The 19,854-nt window shown below is 35.3% G+C and carries 15 protein-coding genes; 14 read left to right on the top strand and 1 reads right to left on the bottom strand.

Annotated elements, in window-relative coordinates:
* Positions 1-73: 73 nt before the first annotated feature.
* The 6 genes from recD2 (at position 74) to AB8S09_RS02970 (ending at position 7,788) form a co-directional block, all read left to right on the top strand.
* The gene (gene recD2, locus AB8S09_RS02995; protein WP_369868471.1) at positions 74-2,311 is read left to right on the top strand and encodes an SF1B family DNA helicase RecD2; all 2,238 of its coding nucleotides are present in this window, start codon (positions 74-76) and stop codon (positions 2,309-2,311) included.
* Positions 2,295-3,296 carry a hypothetical protein gene (locus tag AB8S09_RS02990; protein WP_369868470.1) on the top strand — a complete coding sequence of 334 codons (1,002 nt, stop codon included), beginning with the start codon at positions 2,295-2,297 and terminating at the stop codon, positions 3,294-3,296. Before recD2 ends, AB8S09_RS02990 begins: the two co-directional genes overlap by 17 nt.
* Positions 3,269-3,949: a ComF family protein gene (locus AB8S09_RS02985; protein ID WP_294185255.1), complete on the top strand. Its 681-nt coding sequence runs from the start codon at positions 3,269-3,271 to the stop codon at positions 3,947-3,949. Before AB8S09_RS02990 ends, AB8S09_RS02985 begins: the two co-directional genes overlap by 28 nt.
* Positions 3,950-4,134: 185 nt before the next feature.
* Positions 4,135-5,055 (top strand): sulfite exporter TauE/SafE family protein, encoded by a 921-nt coding sequence (locus AB8S09_RS02980; RefSeq protein WP_294185258.1) that lies wholly within the window; start codon positions 4,135-4,137, stop codon positions 5,053-5,055.
* 842 nt (positions 5,056-5,897) lie between these two features.
* Positions 5,898-6,095 (top strand): cold shock domain-containing protein, encoded by a 198-nt coding sequence (locus AB8S09_RS02975; protein WP_294181266.1) that lies wholly within the window; start codon positions 5,898-5,900, stop codon positions 6,093-6,095.
* A gap of 355 nt (positions 6,096-6,450) precedes the next feature.
* Positions 6,451-7,788, top strand: a complete 1,338-nt coding sequence (locus AB8S09_RS02970) for a Na+/H+ antiporter NhaC family protein (protein WP_294181264.1) — start codon at positions 6,451-6,453, stop codon at positions 7,786-7,788.
* 64 nt (positions 7,789-7,852) lie between these two features.
* Here AB8S09_RS02970 and AB8S09_RS02965 read toward each other — a convergent pair whose 3' ends face one another.
* Positions 7,853-10,816 (bottom strand): cation-translocating P-type ATPase, encoded by a 2,964-nt coding sequence (locus AB8S09_RS02965; protein WP_369868469.1) that lies wholly within the window; start codon positions 10,814-10,816, stop codon positions 7,853-7,855.
* A 250-nt stretch (positions 10,817-11,066) separates the two neighbouring features.
* On the opposite strand from AB8S09_RS02965, the gene AB8S09_RS02960 reads away from it, so the two are divergent.
* The 8 genes from AB8S09_RS02960 to hpf all read left to right on the top strand — a co-directional run bounded on the left by AB8S09_RS02960 (position 11,067) and on the right by hpf (position 19,829).
* Complete coding sequence (locus AB8S09_RS02960) at positions 11,067-12,110, top strand: BMP family lipoprotein (RefSeq protein ID WP_369868468.1); 1,044 nt, start codon at positions 11,067-11,069, stop codon at positions 12,108-12,110.
* Positions 12,111-12,168: 58 nt separating this feature from the next.
* The gene (locus AB8S09_RS02955; RefSeq protein ID WP_369868467.1) at positions 12,169-14,184 is read left to right on the top strand and encodes a methyl-accepting chemotaxis protein; all 2,016 of its coding nucleotides are present in this window, start codon (positions 12,169-12,171) and stop codon (positions 14,182-14,184) included.
* Positions 14,185-14,271: 87 nt separating this feature from the next.
* Positions 14,272-14,913, top strand: coding sequence for a hypothetical protein (locus AB8S09_RS02950; RefSeq protein ID WP_294181258.1), 642 nt, complete (start codon positions 14,272-14,274; stop codon positions 14,911-14,913).
* A gap of 43 nt (positions 14,914-14,956) precedes the next feature.
* On the top strand, positions 14,957-15,388 hold the full coding sequence (locus tag AB8S09_RS02945) for a hypothetical protein (RefSeq protein ID WP_369868466.1): 432 nt from the start codon (positions 14,957-14,959) through the stop codon (positions 15,386-15,388).
* A complete protein-coding gene (locus tag AB8S09_RS02940; protein ID WP_369868465.1) occupies positions 15,378-16,619 on the top strand; it encodes an HMA2 domain-containing protein in 1,242 nt (413 codons plus the stop codon). Before AB8S09_RS02945 ends, AB8S09_RS02940 begins: the two co-directional genes overlap by 11 nt.
* Positions 16,620-16,636: 17 nt before the next feature.
* Positions 16,637-18,763 (top strand): HAD-IC family P-type ATPase, encoded by a 2,127-nt coding sequence (locus tag AB8S09_RS02935; RefSeq protein ID WP_294181252.1) that lies wholly within the window; start codon positions 16,637-16,639, stop codon positions 18,761-18,763.
* 135 nt (positions 18,764-18,898) lie between these two features.
* A complete protein-coding gene (locus tag AB8S09_RS02930) occupies positions 18,899-19,093 on the top strand; it encodes an alpha/beta-type small acid-soluble spore protein (RefSeq protein ID WP_294181250.1) in 195 nt (64 codons plus the stop codon).
* Between the two features lie 208 nt (positions 19,094-19,301).
* Positions 19,302-19,829, top strand: coding sequence for a ribosome hibernation-promoting factor, HPF/YfiA family (gene hpf / locus AB8S09_RS02925; protein ID WP_294181243.1), 528 nt, complete (start codon positions 19,302-19,304; stop codon positions 19,827-19,829).
* The last annotated feature ends 25 nt before the right edge of the window (positions 19,830-19,854 follow it).

Below are 19,854 nucleotides of genomic sequence, written 5' to 3'. Positions count from 1 at the left end.
AAAGTTAAATTGATGTGTTATAATTGTATTCAGAGATATAGAATTTGATAGTTATTTAATTGGGAGAGATTCTATGCAGGATTTACAGGGAATTATAGAGGATATAATATTTCAAAATAAGGATAATGGATATGTAGTTGCTAAAATGAAAGAAGAAGAAAATACGGTAACTATAGTAGGATGCATACCCTATATTGTTGAAGGACAGAATCTGAAAGTCCTGGGAGAATGGGTACAGCATCCCCATTTTGGACGCCAGTTTAAAGTTCAGGTTTGTGAGGAAATAACACCTAACACCGTTACTGGTATAGAGAGATATCTGGCATCTGGAGTTATATCCGGCATAGGACCTGTTACTGCCAGAAAAATAGTAAAGAAATTTGGAGAGAATACTCTTCATGTACTGGATGATGACATAAATAGATTAAGGGAAATTGAGGGCATAGGAGAGAAAAAAATAGCTTTAATATCAAAATCATATTCTAAACAAAATGAAATACGAAATATAATGATTTTTTTACAAACTTATGGTGTAACTCCAAATCAATGTGTGAAAATACACAAAAAATTTGGAGGCGATTCTGTGCGTAAGGTAAAAGAAAATCCCTATATACTTACAGAAGAAATTGCCGGAATAGGCTTTAAAACAGCTGACAGAATAGCTAGCAGCCTTGGAATAGAAAAAAATTCTGATTTCAGGATACAGAGTGGAATAAGGTATGTGGTAAATAAATTTTGTAGCTTGGGAAATACCTATATGCCTATAGGCAGGCTTATGGAAAAAGGTAAAGATGTACTTGGTGTGACTGAAAAGGAACTTGAAAAGAATTTGTATGAAAATTCTATAAACGGAAAAATAAAACTGGAACAGTGCGGTGGTGAACTCTGTGTATTTCCAATGACATATTATTATTGTGAATTAAGTGTGACTAAAAAAATTTTGACTTTAGCTTTTGCAAATTATAAGGATATAAACTTTGATGTAGATAGAGAAATTGAAAAATTTGAAAAAATAAATTGCATTGAATTTGCGCCTTCTCAGAAGGAAGCCATTGAGGGAGCTGTAAAAAATGGTGTAGAGATAATAACTGGCGGACCTGGTACGGGCAAAACCACAATTATAAATTGTATAATTCAACTATTTGAAAAGGCAAATTATAAAGTCCTTATGGGAGCACCTACCGGTAGGGCGGCGAAGAGAATGTCAGAGGCCACTGGGAGGGAGGCAAAGACCATACATAGATTACTTGATATGGGAGTGGAAAGCGATGAAAAAGCTATGTTTTTCTCCAGAAGTGAAGAGTCACCTCTCCAATGTGATGTTGTGATTGTAGATGAGGCTTCCATGATAGATATAATGCTCATGAATAGCCTGTTGAAGGCCATTTCAGTTGGAACAAGGCTTATAATAGTGGGAGATGCGCAGCAGCTTCCTTCAGTGGGACCGGGAAATGTACTAAGGGATTTTATAGACAGCGGCTGCATAAAAGTAGTTAAGTTGAAAGAAATATTTAGACAATCGAAAGAAAGTATGATTATAGTAAATGCCCATAGAATAAATTCTGGGAAAATGCCAATTTTGAATAAGAAATTCAAGGATTTTTATTTTATAAAGTGCAGGGAACCTCTGGCTATAATGAATACGATAATAGACTTAATTAACAGAAGACTGCCCAATTTCAATAAAGACTGGAATAAAATGCATAATATTCAAATATTGTCTCCCATGAGAAAAGGTATTTTAGGTGTGTCAAATCTAAATGTAAAATTACAGAAGGTGCTAAACCCGGGATCTTCTGAAAAGAAGGAAAAAAGGAATGGAGCCGCTGTATTTAGAACAGGTGACAAGGTAATGCAGATAAAAAATGATTATTCTTTAAAATGGACTGGAATTTCAGAACAAAATTCAGAGGAAGGTATGGGAATTTTCAATGGCGATTTTGGATATGTTGAGGATATAGACAATGATAAAAATACATTGACTGTTATTTTTGATGAGGATAAAAAAGTCATATATGACAGCATGCATCTGGATGAATTGGAATTGTCCTATGCAATAACTATACATAAAAGTCAAGGCAGTGAATTCCCAGTAATTATTCTTCCAATGTTCATGGGTTCGCCTTTGCTTATGAACAGAAACCTCTTGTATACTGCTGTAACCAGGGCGAAGCAGATGGTTGTACTGGTAGGAGATCTGAATGCTTTAAAATTTATGATAAATAATAATAGAAGTTTTGAAAGATATTCCCTATTAAAACATCGAATAATGGATATAATGGAGAGTGAAACAAATGTTACCTTGGAATGAGATGAACTTTACCAATAAAATAAAGGATACGGCAGGTGAAATAATAAAGTGGAATAACTCCGGTGGACAAATCTTAAATGTTATTTCTCCTCCATATAATTCTACAAGGATCTTTATGGACATTATCAATGCATATACAAGGCAAAATAAAGATGTGCTCTATGTTACAGAAGAAGAACCCAGCAACGTTGACATAATAAACAATATAAAAAAATATACGGATTTTAAGGGCTATACCTATGTAAAAGATGGAAAAAATAATGCAAACTGTCTATTTAAAGTATGTAACTTCTGCAATGCACTTAAATTAAGGGAAAAATTTCAATTGATAATATATGATGATATAAATAGCTTCCCATTGCATGGTAAATATGAGGTAATTGACTTGATCCACAGGCTTATGTGCGGACATGGTAAAGCAATTGTATATTCCATAGAAAATATATCCGGGAATGGTGAGGAATTGTTTTTCCCTCTTGCGGAGGGGGGGCCTATAGTGGAGCCTAGAACTGTACTTACCAGATTTGACATGAATAGAGACATTCCGTTCGTGGTATATGACTATTTAAAATGGTCATTGAGTAAAAATACAGGAGTTGTAATATACGTTCCAGATAAATTGAAGATAACAAATGTTTATTCGTATATATACAATTATTGCAGAAATTTATGTAAAAATATTGTTTGTTCTATTAATAGAGAGGAATTTTATCCAATGAAGAATTCAATACTGATAACAGATAGTTTTGATGAAGTTATATCCTGTGGAAAAAATTCAAATGTGATGGTGTATTTTGCAGACAATACGAGTTTTGATTATAAAAAATTTGTCTATCTGTGTGGGAACGTAAAGAGAGGTGGAGAAAATTCAAAGGGAGAGGTTATAATGGTGGCCAATTTGAAGACGGAAGATATGCGGAAGGCCAAGGATATAACCAGCAACTTTAATAGAGAAGCATGGGACATGGATTTGTTGAAAATTTAAGCTTTTTATGGGATTGCATATTGGAACTGATATATTGTGGAGATGAAAAATGTATTCTCTGTAAAAGTGATTTGTATAATGATAGATATATATGTAAATCATGTAAAAATAATATAAAAATCTGTAAAGACAGTTTCAAAATTGGAAAAGGTTGTCACCAATTTAAATGCTACAGCAGCTCATACTATTCGGGATCCATGATGGAGCTTATAATAAAATTGAAATACAAAAGCTCTTTTAGATCGGGAAATGTCATAGCCTCCTATATGAAAGACACCATACATAGCAACGATATATCCTTTGATGTATTGACCTATGTTCCTATGACGAAAAAGTCATTTAAAAAAAGAGGGTATAATCAAAGTGAATATTTAGCAAAAACCCTCGGAAAATATTTTAGAAAACCTGTTGTGAGTTGCCTGACTAAAATCAAAGATACCAAGGATCAAATAGGATTGAATGAGAAGGAACGGTGGAATAACATTGAGGGAAGCTTTAAGGTGTTTGATAACCATTTCATCAATGACAAAAGTGTTTTATTGGTGGATGATGTTATAACAACTGGTGCCACTGTTTTTTATTGCAGTCTTGAACTTTTGAAAAGTGGAGCAAAAAAAGTTGACATATTGACTGGCGCAAAAAGTAGAGTATAATTTTAATAGTCAGGCTAGGTTTGTGGCTGAAAGTCGATGCCAGCCGCAGGCAAAACGATCCACGTAAATTAAATAAAATATTTGATGAGCATGGTGCGGCTTAGAAGTAAGTCCTGCCGTTAGATATGCGAGAGGGTTAGTAATGAGAGGTTAAGTCCGGGTAGTGAAAATTCCAGCAGGCGAGTGTGGGGTCAAAGGCCAGGTCAGCTAGCCTGACAATTGTACTGATAGTACGGCACAGCAGCATTTTATATGTTGCTGTGCTTTCTTTATTATTCAATAAGTTGGTTGTAAGTGGTAAAATAATATTATTGAAGTTTACAACTTGTAAGAAGGGTGTCTTGATTTTGGTTATACAAATTATATTTACCATGTTCTTAGTGGGCATGGTGCTTGGATTCGTAGGGGCAGGTGGTTCAGGATTTATAATATCCATACTTACCGTAATATTTGGATTTCCCATACACACAGCTCTTGGTACAGCTCTTGCCGCAATGATATTCTCTTCGATATCGGGCACTGTAAGCCATTACAGAGAAAATAATATACTATTAAAAGTGGGAATTACAACAGGTATATTTGGAGCAGCTGGTGCCTGGATAAGTTCCAACTGCTCTATTTTTATATCGCCTGATGATCTGAAATGGATGACTTCTGGCATGCTTTATCTATCAGCACTCATATTATGGCTTAGAATGGCTATTGTTTCGAGGCGGGGGGAAAGCATGAATTACGACAATATTCCAGAAGGTACTAAATTTTGGGTCTACTGTGCTGGAATAGGTTTTATATGTGGTGCAATATCCGGCATATTCGGAATAGGTTCGGCTTCCTTCATACAGATAGGACTCTTGTTTATAATGGGTATGTCTGTGAGGAAATCTGCCGGTACAACAATGCTTATAATAATACCTATAGCCCTTGCAGGAGGAGCTGGGTACTATCGCCTTGGGTACCTCAACATAAAGCTTTTACTTGAGGTAGTTGCAGGAACCATGATAGGTTCCTACATAGGAGCAAAATTTACAAAACGGCTTCCGGAACCTATCCTGAAGTTTGCAATGGTAATGGTTCCTGTAGCAGCAGGTACAATACTTCTATTTTAGTATTAAAGCTAAATATGAATGGACTTTTTCTTTTTGTGTATTTGTAGTGCTTTCAATTACCGGAGTATTGAATTTAGATGTCAAAGTTAATATAGACAAACCTGAAAAAGAAAATAACAAGTAACTTTTGGAAGAAGTTACTTGTTTGTATATAAGTTCTTTCTCGTATAACATGATTTTGTGAATTTACAATTTCTCTGTAATTTCTCACCTACATACCTTATCATTATATTATAGTTAAAGCAAAAAATATACTCATTTATGGTATTTTTATTAATTTAATACTTTTCATGTAAAATAATGTGTCTATTTAGCACAGGCACAGTAAATTTTATCCTTTAGTATTTACTTAAGGTGATATTTTACCCAATATAATTTTACATATAAATTACAATAGTTAAATAGGATATAAAAAATCCAGGGCTTAAATTTAAATCCCTGGAAAAAATATAGAAATTTAATATGGGGTACCAATTTAAACCACTGGAGATTCATCATCTCCAGTGTAAAGTAAATACCAATGTACCGGGAATAAACATTTCAATTCATATAAATCTTAATATTTTGAGCACATTGATATCTTTATATAAATAGAATGTGCAAAAATCAATTTATTATTCTGGTAATTTAAGGAAAATAATTTAGGGATGGTTAACAATTTGCTTTGTAGTATAATATATGTTATACTAAATCTGTAACTTAAATGAATCGTAATTAATTTAAATGAAAATATATTTCAATAGGTACTTATAATTATAATATGTACGTTAATATCGAAATTCTATTTGATAGGTTATTACAGTGAGTTTAAGAAATAAAATTTTTAGGAGGTACTTATTATAATGAAGGGTACAGTTAAATGGTTTAATGGAAATAAAGGATATGGATTTATTACAGGAGAAGATGGAAAAGATACTTTTGCTCACTATTCTCAAATAAATTCAGATGGTTATAAGACACTTGAGGAAGGACAAAAGGTTTCCTATGACATAGGAGAAGGTAGAAAAGGAACAGAAGCAGAAAATATTACAATTCTTTAATTAGAATAATCTGGCCTACTGAGATTTCTCAGTAGGCTTTATTTTATTATCTTTATTTAAAATCATTATAGAATAATATGGATTATATTAAAAGTTTTTATATTGGCTTAAATTGCAGATTTTAAAGTTATAATTTATCTATGGAAAAATAAAATCATGCAATAATTGTAAAAGATTTTTTACATGTGTAAATGTATTTTTACACATGCATGAGAAAAGTGGTCTGAAATATTTACATAACTTTTTAATTCATGTTATTGCTTTTTTATTTTTTTGGCATAATAAATGCTACGACTTAATTGGATTAGATATTCTGAAATTTACTATGAAAACGTTAAAGGAGGTATTTGAAGTAATGGATAAGAAAAAAGGTAATGCCATGGCTTTACTGCCATTAGTTGTATTTATGGTGTTATTTCTTGGGGTTTCAATTGTAATGAAAGATTTTTATAAAATGCCTGTAGTTGTAGCTTTGATAATTGCATCTACCGTAGCTATACTTCAAAATAAGAAAATACCCATAGATTTAAAAGTTGAAAGATTTTGTAAAGGTGCGGGAGATTCCAGTATAATACTTATGTGTTTAATTTTTATATTGGCAGGAGCTTTTGCAGAAGTGAGTAAAGCCATGGGAGCTGTGGATTCTACCGTAAATTTGGGACTAGCTGTTTTCCCGCCTGGCTTCATGGTGGCTGGCATATTTATAATCGGTTCTTTTTTATCTATGTCACTTGGAACTTCCGTTGGTACCATAGTGACATTGACACCTATTGCAATCGGGGTTGCTAAAAAGACAGGTCTGCCTATTGCGTTTTTGGTAGCTGCTGTTGTCAGCGGAGCTATGTTTGGCGATGGACTATCTATGATATCAAATTCTACTGTAGCTGCTACAAAGACTCAGGATTGTGAGATGGTGGATAAATTTAAGGCCAATATAAAAATAGTATTTCCCGCAGCCATTATAGCATTGATTATATATGCATTTTTAACTTCAGGCATGCAGGTTAAACATACAGGACCTTATAACTATCAGCTTATCAGGATACTGCCCTATATAGCTGTGCTGGTGGTGGCTTTGACGGGCTTCAATGTGGTATTGGTGCTGATTGGGGGCACCGTATTGGCAGCTGCAATAGGCCTTATTTATGGATCTTTTGATATATTTACAGTATTTAAACTCTGTGCAAAAGGTATTGCAGGTATGGAGGACATATCAATAATATCCATCCTTATAGGCGGCATGGGTGAATTGATAAAAGTTAATGGAGGTATAGATTTTTTACTAAATGTAATACAGAAGAGAGTTCATTCCAAAAAAGGTGCCGAATTCGGAATCGGCATATTGGTGAGTTTAGTCGATTTGTGTACTGCTAATAACACTGTTTCCATAATTATAGTCGGTTCACTGGCCAAGGATTTGTCTGAAAGCTATGGTGTGGACAGAAGGAAAACTGCCAGCCTTTTAGATACCTTTTCATGCTTTATACAGGGATGTATACCCTATGGCGCCCAACTTTTAGTTGCTTCCAGTCTTGCAGCAGTTTCACCATTTTTGATAATGAAATATCTGTGGTATCCGTATCTTGTAGGGGCTGCGTCAATACTGGCCATAATATTTGAAATACCAAAGTTTAAGACTCCGGCAAGAGGTTCATTGAAATTGGAGGATGATAAAACTCCTACGACTGCCTAAAAATACATAATTGTTCCCGGGTAAGGCAAATCCCTGTCAGGATGAGCTTTAACCCGGGAATTTGTTATATTCTGCCTATCATGCACATGCCTGTTATGGCAGCCCAATCCAGCAGTGTCAATGCCTGTGTACCAAAGTATGGATTTATGAAAGGCAGATATATTATGCCCAATAACATGGCCATGGAGGATGCAGTGCCAATATTTATATATTTATTTGGCAGTGTAGTTTTATTTCTTCTACAATCATATAGATTCAAAAGCTGGGAGCAAATTAAATTGGAAAAAGCTAGGGTTCGAGCTTTGCTCAAGCTTGCTCCCAACAGCAGTGATCCTTCAAATATCGCAAAAGTGGTTAAACCTATTCCAATACCTCTTCTTGCAATCTGCAGTCCTAATTTTTTGCTGATCAGAGGTTCATCTCTTCTTAAAGGTGCTGATTTCATCACATCCTCACCAGATGGTTCTGTAGTTAAAGCAGAACCCAGGATGCTTTCTGAAATCAAATTTGTCCACAGTATCTGCATGGAAATAAGTGGGGCGACCCCTCCTACAGCAGAAGCAGCGGCGATAGCGATTATTTCACCGAGGTTTCCCGCCAGCAGGTATTTCATTGAATTTTTTATATTATTATTGACAGTTCTTCCCTCTTCGATAGCTTTTACTATTGTGCAAAAATCATCATCAACGAGAGTTATGGCTGCAGCATCTTTAGCTATATCACTTCCGTTATTTCCCATGGCTATACCTATGTTCGCCTCTTTAATAGCAGAGGCGTCATTGACTCCATCACCAGCCATGGCAACTACATATCCGAACCTTTTGAAGGCTTTTACGATTCTGTGTTTTTGTTCAGGCGAAGTTCTTGCAAAAATCTGTACCTTCCGGATTTTGCGGCTCAATTCCTCTTTGCTTATGTCATCCAGTTCATTCCCTGACATGACCAACCCGTCGGTCAATAGGCCCAGTTCCCTTCCTATGGCAGCTGCCGTATTTTTATAGTCGCCTGTAATCATGACGACTTTTATACCTGCCCTGTGACATTTCTTTATACAGTCTTTGACACCTTCTTTTGGAGGATCTTCCATTCCAGTTATTCCTAGAAATACAAAATTGTCGTCGATGTTCTCTGCACTTTTGTGATTGATCTTTTTGTATGCAAATCCTAAAATTCTAAGGGCTTTTTCACCCATTTTATCACCTATTGACATGAGTCTTTTTTTATCTGTCGATGTCAAGAGCCTTTCGGCTCCATCTTCATAGACGGTTTTGCATTTTTGGATGACACGGTCGAGTGCACCTTTGCAGAAGGCAATTTTACCTTTTGACCCTTCTGTTATCACAGTCATGAACCTTCTGGTGCTGTCAAATGGAATTTCTTTTATCCGCGGATTAAGATTTCTCAGCATATTTTCATCTAAGTTGAGTTTATGGGCTGCTGTTATTAGTGCACCTTCTGTCGGATCACCCTCGGCCATCCATTTATCGCCGCGTTTTACTAAAGTTGCATTGCTGCAGATTACTCCCACGGCCAATAACCTTTCAAGGCTGGATTCTTTTGAAGGTTTTCCTTCAATTAGACTGATATTTCCTTCCGGGCTGTAACCTGAGCCGGTTATATTATAGAGACATTTATCCGTATAGATCTTCCTGACTGTCATTTCATTCATGGTGAGGGTTCCGGTCTTGTCACAGCAGATTATATTGGTTGAACCCAATGTTTCCAGAGAATTTAACTTTCTTACAATAACATTTTCCTTGCTCATTCTTTGTACGCCTAATGCCATGGCAACAGTGACTATGGCAGGAAGGCTTTCAGGCAGAGCTCCTATGGAAAAACTTACTGACATGGTAAGGACCTGGGTTAGACTTTTACCGGCAAGCAGGGCTCCGAATCCGATAAGTGCACAGGAGGCCAGGCATATCTTGGTCAATTTGGTAGTGAAATTTTGCATTTTTGTCTGAAGGGGAGTTGCCTGAGGTTTTATATTTTGAAGCATTGCGGCAATTTTCCCTATTTCAGTATTCATTGCTGTAGCTACTACAATTGCCTTACCTGTACCGCAGATAATGTTAGTTCCCGTAAATAGCATGTTGCATCTGCTGCCAAGTTCAGTATATTTACTGCAGAGATCAGTGGATTTAATTACTGGAGTCGATTCGCCGGTTAACGATGCTTCTGTGGTTTTTAAATCGTTACATTCAATTATCCTGGCGTCGGCAGGAACTTTATCTCCTGATTGTACTAGAATTATGTCTCCGGGAACCAGATATTTGGCATCTATGCAGACTTTGCGTTTATTTCTGAGTACTGTGGCCCTGTGTACCAGTATATTTTTTAGAGAGTATATGGATTTTTCCGCTTTGTGCTGCTGGATAGTTCCAAGTATGGTTTCAACGAAGGCTATACTGAGTATGGCTATGGCATCCGGAATCTGCCCCAGAATAAATGAAAATGCACTGACTCCAAGGAGCAATTTTACCGAGAAATCGTTTAGACTTTTCAGAATTTTGGAAATTAGTGAAGTCCTCTTTTTCTTTGACAGCACATTTAATCCCAGTTCCTTTATTTTTTTTGATGCCATTTTGCCGGTTAGACCATATTTGAGATCCGTGTTAAATACAGTTTTAATTTCATTTTTGTCCATTGTGTGCCATGGCACTTGCATGCTGTTATGAAGCGGAGGTTTAATATTTTCAAAACTTATTGGCAGTGATGTTTCCTCATTTATGTTATTTATTTTAATTATATTGGAATCATGACTGATTTTGCTTTTTTTCATGTAAATGTTGATTTGTCTTTCAATATATATATCGGATACTATATCTTCATCGAATAAAATCAGTACCTTACCGGTTATGATATTGGCTTTGGCTGATTTTACACCTTTTATGGACATTATGTATTTGATTATTGGGTTTACTGCCGGCTGGTTTCTATAAATGGATTTAACCGGTATCCGCATTCTTTTGTATAGGAAATTATAATCGTCGATGGAATTTTTGATCTTATTATTTGAATAAAACACTCTGTTACATCACCTTTCCCCGTTACAAGCTATTGATCTCACCTATTTGCTTTAAGTTACTTAAATTATATTTCCCAGCAGGATTATAAATTATTCTCTGATCTTCATTTTGAATATTGCCGGTAAGCCGGCTTTATATCTGGATTTAACAAAGGTGTAATGTATTATTAATATTCCTGTGATATTATTTTTGTAATTTGAGAGGTTTCATATAATATCGATTTATAAAATTTTACAGGAGATGAATAATATGAAACGAACCATCTGCAGTGCATTTTTACTGATTTTGTGTATTTCTATTGCTTTTACAGGTTGTAATAACACCCGTGGATATTTGGATTCTGAAAATAAAATCAGTCAGACTCCTCTTAGTATAGGTGTTGTAACGGATGTGGGAGGTATTAACGACAAATCATTTAATCAATCTGCATGGGAAGGTCTTAAAAAAGCCCAGAAGGATCTGGGGGTGAAACCGAGTTACCTGGAGACGAAAAATGAAAATGATTATGTTAAAAATCTGGAGTCTGTTTCAAGTACGGGAAGTAAGAGAGATCTTATCTGGGGTGTTGGGTTCATAATGGCGGATGCTGTTGAATCTGAAGCTAAAAAACATCCGGGACAAAAATATGCGATAATAGACAATAGCTATGGCAATGCCACTCCATCTAATGTAGTAGGAGTGACATTTAGAGAAAATGAAAGTTCATTTCTTGTAGGTTATATAGCGGGAAAGATGACAAAGACGAATACCGTGGGATTTATAGGAGGTGTTGAAAGTGAATTGATGCATAAATTTCAATATGGATATATGGCAGGAGTCAGATATGCAAACCCCGACTGCAGGGTCGTGAGCGAGTATGCGGGTTCATTTGATAATGCGGCCAAAGGCAAAGAAATTGCTGCCAGGATGTACGGTGGTGGAGCAGATATAATATTCCATGCTGCAGGGGCCACGGGTAATGGATTGATAGAATGTGCCAAAGAAATGGGCAAATATTGTATAGGAGTGGATTCGGATCAGAGCTTTTTGGCACCCAAAAATGTCCTGACTTCTGCTATGAAAAGAGTTGACAATGTAGTGTATGATGTGGCAAGGGATTTAAAAAAAGGCAAGTGGAATGGAGGAGCTACAATACAATATGGTTTGGCTGAAGGTGGGGTTGATATAGCACCTACTACCAACAGGCTCGTTCCTAAAAATATTTTGAATGAAGTCAATGGGCTCAAAGTAAAAATAACTTCCGGAGGATTAAAAATACCTGAAACAGAGGAAGAATACAATAAATTTAATTAAGGTGATTAGATTGAAATCATGAAAATTGGAAAAATTAAATATGACAGGAGATATAATTATGAAAAATATAAAACAGCTGTTGAGCTTCAGCTCATTCAACATAAAAAAAGATTTTAAGGCAATGTTGGTTTTTATTCTCACACTTCTTGTTATCGTGCCTCTTGTAAGCAGCGGAATATACATAAGCATCAATTCTTCAAATCTAATCAAGAAAAATATATATCTGTCAAATGAACAATTAATAAGTAGAATAAATGACGATATAAAGTTCAATCTTGACAGCATCAAGAGTCAAATGCAGTCAATGGCCGACAACCCCAATATTAAATCAATGAACCATGATACTTTCCAGAGTATTCTGATTCAAGGGGCAAGATCCAATAAAGCCATTGATGGTATATCCATTGCTGATGCAAAAGGGCAGATTATCTATAATACGTCGGGGGTTTACAAAAACATTTCGGGAGAGGAATATTTTCACAGTGCAGTTTCCGGTAAAGTTCGGTATTCAAATGTAAAAATATCCAAGATCAATGGCAAGCCTCTGGAATTTTACTACAGTGTTCCTATAAAAGTGGGAATAAATTTTGTAGGTTGTATTACTGCAACTATTGATGTAAATGCATTGAATAAAATTATAGGCGACGTACAGAAGAATAAAGATGACAATACTTTTATAGTGGATAATAATGGATTGGTAGTTGCCCACAAAGATTGGGAAAATTTCAATAAAACATCCATGTATAAAAATTTTTTACCGGTGAAAAATGCTGCTGCAGGTAAGAGTGGTCAGGGTATTTATGATTTCGATGACAGAAAACTGCTGGCAATTTATTCGCCCATGGCGGATCTCAACTGGGGGATAGTGACGACAGTTCCATATGATGCTGCTTTTTCAGATGTAAGGACACAGAATAATATTTTTCTGATAATAGTTATATTTATGTTTATCATCAGTATATTAGCTGCCCTGTTGATTTCAGAATTTGTCACCAGGCCGCTGTATAATCTCAATAAAGCTATGGATTCTGTCTCTACAGGTGATCTCACTGTCGGGGTTAAAGAGAAATTTTTGAAGCGACAGGATAAATTGGGAGAGATATCAAAAAATTTCAATGATGTAATATCCAAACAGCTCACGCTTATTGACAAGGTAAAGAGAATGATTAAAAATGTTCAAAGCTATAATGAAGGTACAAGCAGCCAGATGGATGAACTGATTTTGGCAGGCAGGAATGTGGGCAGAGCTGTGGATGAGATTGCCAAAGGTACAGTTGAACAAACTGGCTATATGTCCAAAATAACGGATAGATTCTCCACACTTAAAAAGAGTTTGGACAATATTGATAAAGGTACTGATAAGATCACTGAATATGCCAAACACACGGAGGATGAGAACCGGCTTGGGATAACATCTGTAAATCAATTGAAGGAAGAATTCAGTAAAAATTACGAGTCAATACAAAATGCTGCGGTGCATATGAAAAAATTAGCAGATAAATCTCAGTCCATAGAGACTATTACAACCTCGATAGAGTCCATCGCCGAACAGACCAATCTGCTGGCATTGAATGCAGCCATAGAAGCATCAAGGGCCGGAGAGGTGGGTAAAGGTTTTGCCGTGGTAGCTGATGAAGTGGGCAAACTTGCGGAACAATCTTCAAATTCTGCTAAAGGAATACAGAAGATAGTAACTGAAATAAGTACTTCTGTAAATAAAATTGGAGAAGAATTTATTCATACAACACAGATTGCTAAAAATTCTAATGATAAATTGGAAACAACCGTAAAGATATTTGAATCCATAATAGACAATTCTGATGAATTGGCGAAGGACATCCAAGTATTGAATGGAGAAATGAACAAGATGAAAGACAATGAAGACGAAGTTGAGGACTGTGTGGAAAGTACATCCAGTATAATTGAGGAGGGCTCGGCAACTACTGAGGAGGTTAATGCCACTATGGAAGAACAGCTGACGACTATGGGAGATATATGCGGCAAGATTCATAATATCAATGATATGACAGGTGAACTGCAAAAATTCATTCAGATTTTCAAAACTGAAAATTAGATTTTATGTACAAGCTTTCTAAGGCTGTCAAGATCAATGGGCTATTTGTATTGAAAATATGTTATTAAAAATAACAGGGAGGTTATTATGCCAGATTTACATTTTTATTCTTCAGAGCATGTAAACGAACTTGAAATGTGCTGCATTTTGCTAGTTGAAAAAGAATTGGACATGTTTTTTTCCCCGTATATGGAGCAGAAAGTTGTCCATTCTATTATGCTGTCTGACAATTTGATATTGCATGGAAAAGAGAATTTCATGGACAAGATATTATCGGATTGCAAAATCAAGGAATGTGTAGAGAGCATACTGTATAAGATTAGCATTAAGATTGGCGGAGATGGGAAATATCCGTGTTTAAACTCCGCATCTGCAAAATTAGTGGAAAATTGTTATAGTGAAATTATAGAAGAAACAGTAAACAATGCTGGTGTTACCCAGGTAATAACCTCTATTTGTGAGTATGTCATAGATTTCAGTACGTCTTATATTTTAAGTGAAACATGCGGGAGCAGTGCAGTTGGAAAACTGCTTAAATGGAATATTTCGGGTGAAAAGATATTGGACCGAAATAACCTGGCAAATCAAAGAAAAGAGCATCAGAAATTGATGCATAGGCAAATAAAGGGACTGCTAATGAATATAAAATTGAATATAAGATATCAGTTGATTAGAGTTTGCATCACAAAAAATTATTATAAATTATGTATTATTAAAGAAAAACTGTGAATAATAAGCTTGATTATAATTTTAAAGGGAGGTTGATTGTGAAATGGATAATGGTAATGGAATTCGTCTTGAGGAATTACAAAAAAAATTAGATGCTCTTGAACAAAAATACAGTCAGGTAAACACACAGATGAAAAAATTGCAGGATGACAGATCCGATTTAAAAAACAACATTAAAAGTATGAATGATAAATTTCAGCAGGTGAATAAAAATGTAGAAAATATATTGTCTAAGCTTGACGATATTGACAAAAACGATAGAAATTTTAGTGAAAATATGGGAAATTTCTCAGTAAGGAAAACTCTGTGTGCTCCTTTGAGAAAGATGACAATTGGTGTTGTGGGATCGGTACTGGCAGTTGCAGATAAGACTACCGAACTGGCCTGCGGGGCAAAAGAGGGATTTGAGGATATAGTGGCGGAGGCACAATACCAGCGTAAAAGAAAGCACAAGGCTTCAATGGATGAAGGATAGGATTGTTTCGTCGCTTCCCGGAAGAGTCAGGATTAATGTAAAAGGGCTGTTGAGAAATGATGAAAAGGCATTTGGAATATGGAGTGAATTGGCTGGATACGGCAGTATATCATCTTTTAATGTGAATAAAAATACTGGAAACGTTCTCATATACTATGATGATGCAAAAATTGATGAGAACAAAATAGCAATTATAGTAAGAAGAGGTTTTAATAAGAAGCGATTGATCGAATCAACCGCTTTCAAAAATGAATATAATCCATCTTTATTGAAAATTTTTATTGATGCGGTTAATCCATTATCTCTGTTCAGAAAAAGATATTCAAAGAGATTATATAAAGGTGAATATGGCATTTCTTTTAAAATACTGAAGGCTTCAATAGTTATATCCGCTGCTGTATTTCTGTTTACAGGTGATGCTGCCAATGTCATCTCGATATTCATACTGGGGTATCCGGGGATTTTATTTGCCCTGGCCGGATTGTCCTGCTATTATATATCTGCCAAATTAAGCAGGTATGAAATATATGTTAAAGATAATACTTCTTTGAATCAACTTTGCAGTATAAATGCACTGCTTATAGAAGAAGAAGTTTTTAAAAGTGAACTTAAAAATTATAATACGTATGATCTGAACTTGGATAAATACGCTGTACAGAAATTAGTGATGCTGGGGAAATTACGTAATCTAGTTAGTAAAGATATGGAATTGGCCGTAAACAAGATGCGCATGCTGGGTATCAACAATATATTCATAATTGGGGACAGTAGAAATAGTATTGTAAATTATATTGCATATCTTCTGGAGCTGGGGATTCTCGATAAAAATAATTCATACGAAGATGAAGTCCGCATGATAGCTGGTAAATCTGAAAGCGGCAGTACGATTTTAATAGCTGCAGACAAATTGTTTGAAGGCAATCTGAAGTATCCGCATGTCGATTCCGTTATATATTTATATAGAAATGGTGAAATGGATACTGTAAAAGCAGGTTTTAATTTGCAGTACTCTGATGTGGATAAGATACCTTCGATGATAAAATTAGCATATTTTCACAGAGAAGTAAGTATTCAAACTGAAAATACGGCAGTTGCATTGAACATATTTGGGATGTTGCTTGTAACATTGAATTGTCTGACACCTCTGTATTCTGGAATTTACTATATCTTAAATACCTTGTTTTTGACTCTGACTTTAAAGTTTAGGTATAATTCTTATTTATTCCGTTGAGGAGGCTGAATTTTGAATTGAGGGAGTTAAGTGTTTTACCTGGAAGGGTGAGATTTAAATGTAATAGAACATATTTTGACAGAAAACTGGCAAAATATATAGACATGTATGCAGAAGGCCTGTATGGAGTGGAATACAGCAGGGTAAACCATAACCTCGGAACTATTTTGATCTTGTATGACGAGGCTAAAACTAATCCAAAATTAATTAAAAGCAGTATTGAGCAGGTATTGACTTCTGAAATAGATTATGACAGCGAAATTTTTAAAAATTATGATTCATATTATAGTACGAAACGGAAAAGGGAATTTGTCAAAAATAATTTTATGAGATCTATCTTTGTCTATTTATTTTTTAAGATTAAACAGCTTGTGTTTGGAAAATTTTTTTTAAGCGGCAGCCTTGCCATGGTGGAAGCCGCATCTCTCGTAGCAGTAATAGGCGGCTATTCTCTGCTTAGAAACGCTTATAACAGGTTTACAAGGCGTTTATATCCCCACCCGGATGTATTTCTGAAATTAATCAGCCTTATACTGACTATTTCTAGGGAAAGTACAGAGGGCCTGTTTTTGATTTTACTGATTGATTTTACCGATTATATAAAAGCGTCTGCAGATTTAAAATGCCAGTGCCTGTTAAAAAAGAGCATAGTTAAACCTCCTAATACAGCATGGATTGTTACAGGCGATAATAATGAAATGCTGACTTCAATCAAGTCCCTGGAAGTAGGGGACACCGTACTGGTTCATGAAGGTGAAGTTGTTCCTGTATATGGAAGAGTTCTTGAAGGGAAGGCTGTAGTGAACAATCTTTATTATACTGGTCAGCCCTTGGCTTCATTAGTGGAAAAGGGCAGTGAGATACATGAGGGAATTATTGTAATGTCCGGGGAATTGAGAATTCATGTATTGAGATTGCCTGAACCTCTTGAGAAGGAGGATATTTCCATTGATAAAATGCACTTGAGAGAAAAAATTGTGAAACATGAAGAAAGAATGCTGCCTGCTGCAGTGATACTGTCGACATTGAATTATATATTTACAGGTGATGTGTTGAATGCACTATCCATAGTATTGGTTATGTGCCCTGCATCTTCGGAGCTGGCTTTTAGTACGGCAGTGAAAAATTATATACATCTGTTGAGCAAGTATAATATATATGTTAAAAATCCCAATACATTTGAAAAAATAGTAAACCTCGACGGCATAATTTTTGACAAGACAGGAACTCTTACCTATAGGGACATGAATATTGCCCATGTTGAATCCTTTGATGATAATTATGGCAATGAAGATCTGTTGAAAATATGTGCTGCCTGTGAAAGCATAAACTGTAAAAAAATTTCGGATGATTCTTGTAAACCAGAGCGGAAGACGAACTTCAGTGATGCGAAAAAAGAACTGGAGAACATGATCCTGGTGCCTTCAAAGGGAATTGGTATAAATTACGATGGACATAAGGTATTGATTGGAGATGGGGATTTTTTAAGGGAAAATAATGTTGCCCTGGATAATATATTTGAAAGACACCTGAACTATAGAGAAAACTTGTACAGTTTCATATTTATAAGTGTTGATGGCCGTGCAGTGGGTATGATTGTAATGGAAGAAAACATAAGAAAAGGTGCCTGCAGTTTAATCGGCAGGCTCAAAGCGAACGGTATAGGGAATATATCTATAGTTACAGGTGATAGCTTGGAAAAAGGCAGGTATGTTGCTGATAAATTGGGAATAAAAGATGTCTATGGCGGCTGCAACAGCGGGGAAAAACTTCAAATTTTACTGGAGCAGAAGTCAAAGGGGCCTGTTATGATGGTTGGAGACGGGGTAAACGACATCTTGTCTATGAGGGCTGCAGATGTAAGCGTGAGCTTTCTGGATTATTCCAGCAATGAAATTAAACTTAATTCGGATTATATAATTTTTGACGATGATGTAAATAGGCTGGAGGATCTTATAATGCTGTCCCAAAGTGCATATGAAATCATGCAGCAAAATATTAAGATGTCAAATCTATTCAATATTTCACTTGGAATTTTTGCTTTTCTGGGAGGACTTGATGTATTTGCTGCAAAATCAATAAATACAATAAATTCTATCTTGACCCTGATTATGAATGAGAGAGTTACATTAATTCCAAAATGATCATAATGAGCTAATTTAGTTGATAGAATGGATATTTTTTAAAGAAAAGCCGTCAATTACCTCGAATAATTTTCGTAGTAATGTACAAACTGTAATTGTAAGCAGTAAAATTTACTACAAAAAGGAGTGTGTATTATGGCATATAGTAACAAACCAGTAATTCCACAGGCTAAAGAAGCTTTAAACCAATTTAAGATGGAATCGGCAAAAGAGGTTGGAGTAAACCTAAAAAATGGATATAATGGAGATTTGACAGCTAGAGAAGCAGGCTCAGTAGGTGGAAACATGGTTAAGAAAATGATTGAAGCTTATGAACAGAGCTTGAAGTAAATTTGATGAAAACCTGCACTTTTTGAAAGGTGCAGGTTTTTTATGTTGAAAACAGTTATTAATTGAATTTATATCTCAAAATCTGCAGTAAATCCAGCCTTAAATGAAAATGTTTAAAAAGGCAGCTATTGTAATTTATATTTACTAGTATTACAATAATATTAACATATTTTATCTATTTGAATAAAGTAGGAAAGGGGCTGGAAATATGAAAATAACTGTAACTGGAAAAAATATTGTGATAACTGACGCATTGAAAAATGCCGTGGTGAAAAAATTATCTAGGCTTGATAAGTATTTCAACCCTGATGTAGAGGCCCATGCTACATTGAGTGTACAAAAAAATAGACAGAAAATTGAAGTGACCATTCCCTTTAATGGAGTTATATTGAGGGGAGAAGTGGAAAGTGGAGATATGTATGCTTCAATAGATTTGGTGTTAGACAAATTGGAAAAACAAATACGAAAACAGAAGACAAAACTTTTGAAAAGAAATAATTCTGAATCTCTGAGGTTTCAATTTATACCAGATGATAAAGGGGAAGATGAGGAAGAACATAAAATAGTCAGGACCAAGAAATTTGCAATGAAGCCTATGTCATCGGAAGAGGCAGTACTTGAAATGGAGCTTTTGGGTCACAACTTCTTTGTATACAGGGATGCTGAAAATGGAGAAGTAAATGTAGTTTATAAAAGACGGGACGGGAATTATGGCTTGATAGAACCTGAATTTTAGTCTAGCAGTGAAGAGGAAGCAAAAG

Origin of the sequence: Clostridium lapidicellarium (assembly GCF_041224415.1) — a bacterium.
Lineage (GTDB): Bacteria > Bacillota > Clostridia > Clostridiales > Clostridiaceae > Clostridium_B > Clostridium_B lapidicellarium.
The sequence above is the reverse complement of the archived record's forward strand: the minus strand, read 5'-3'. Positions and strand labels throughout refer to the sequence as shown.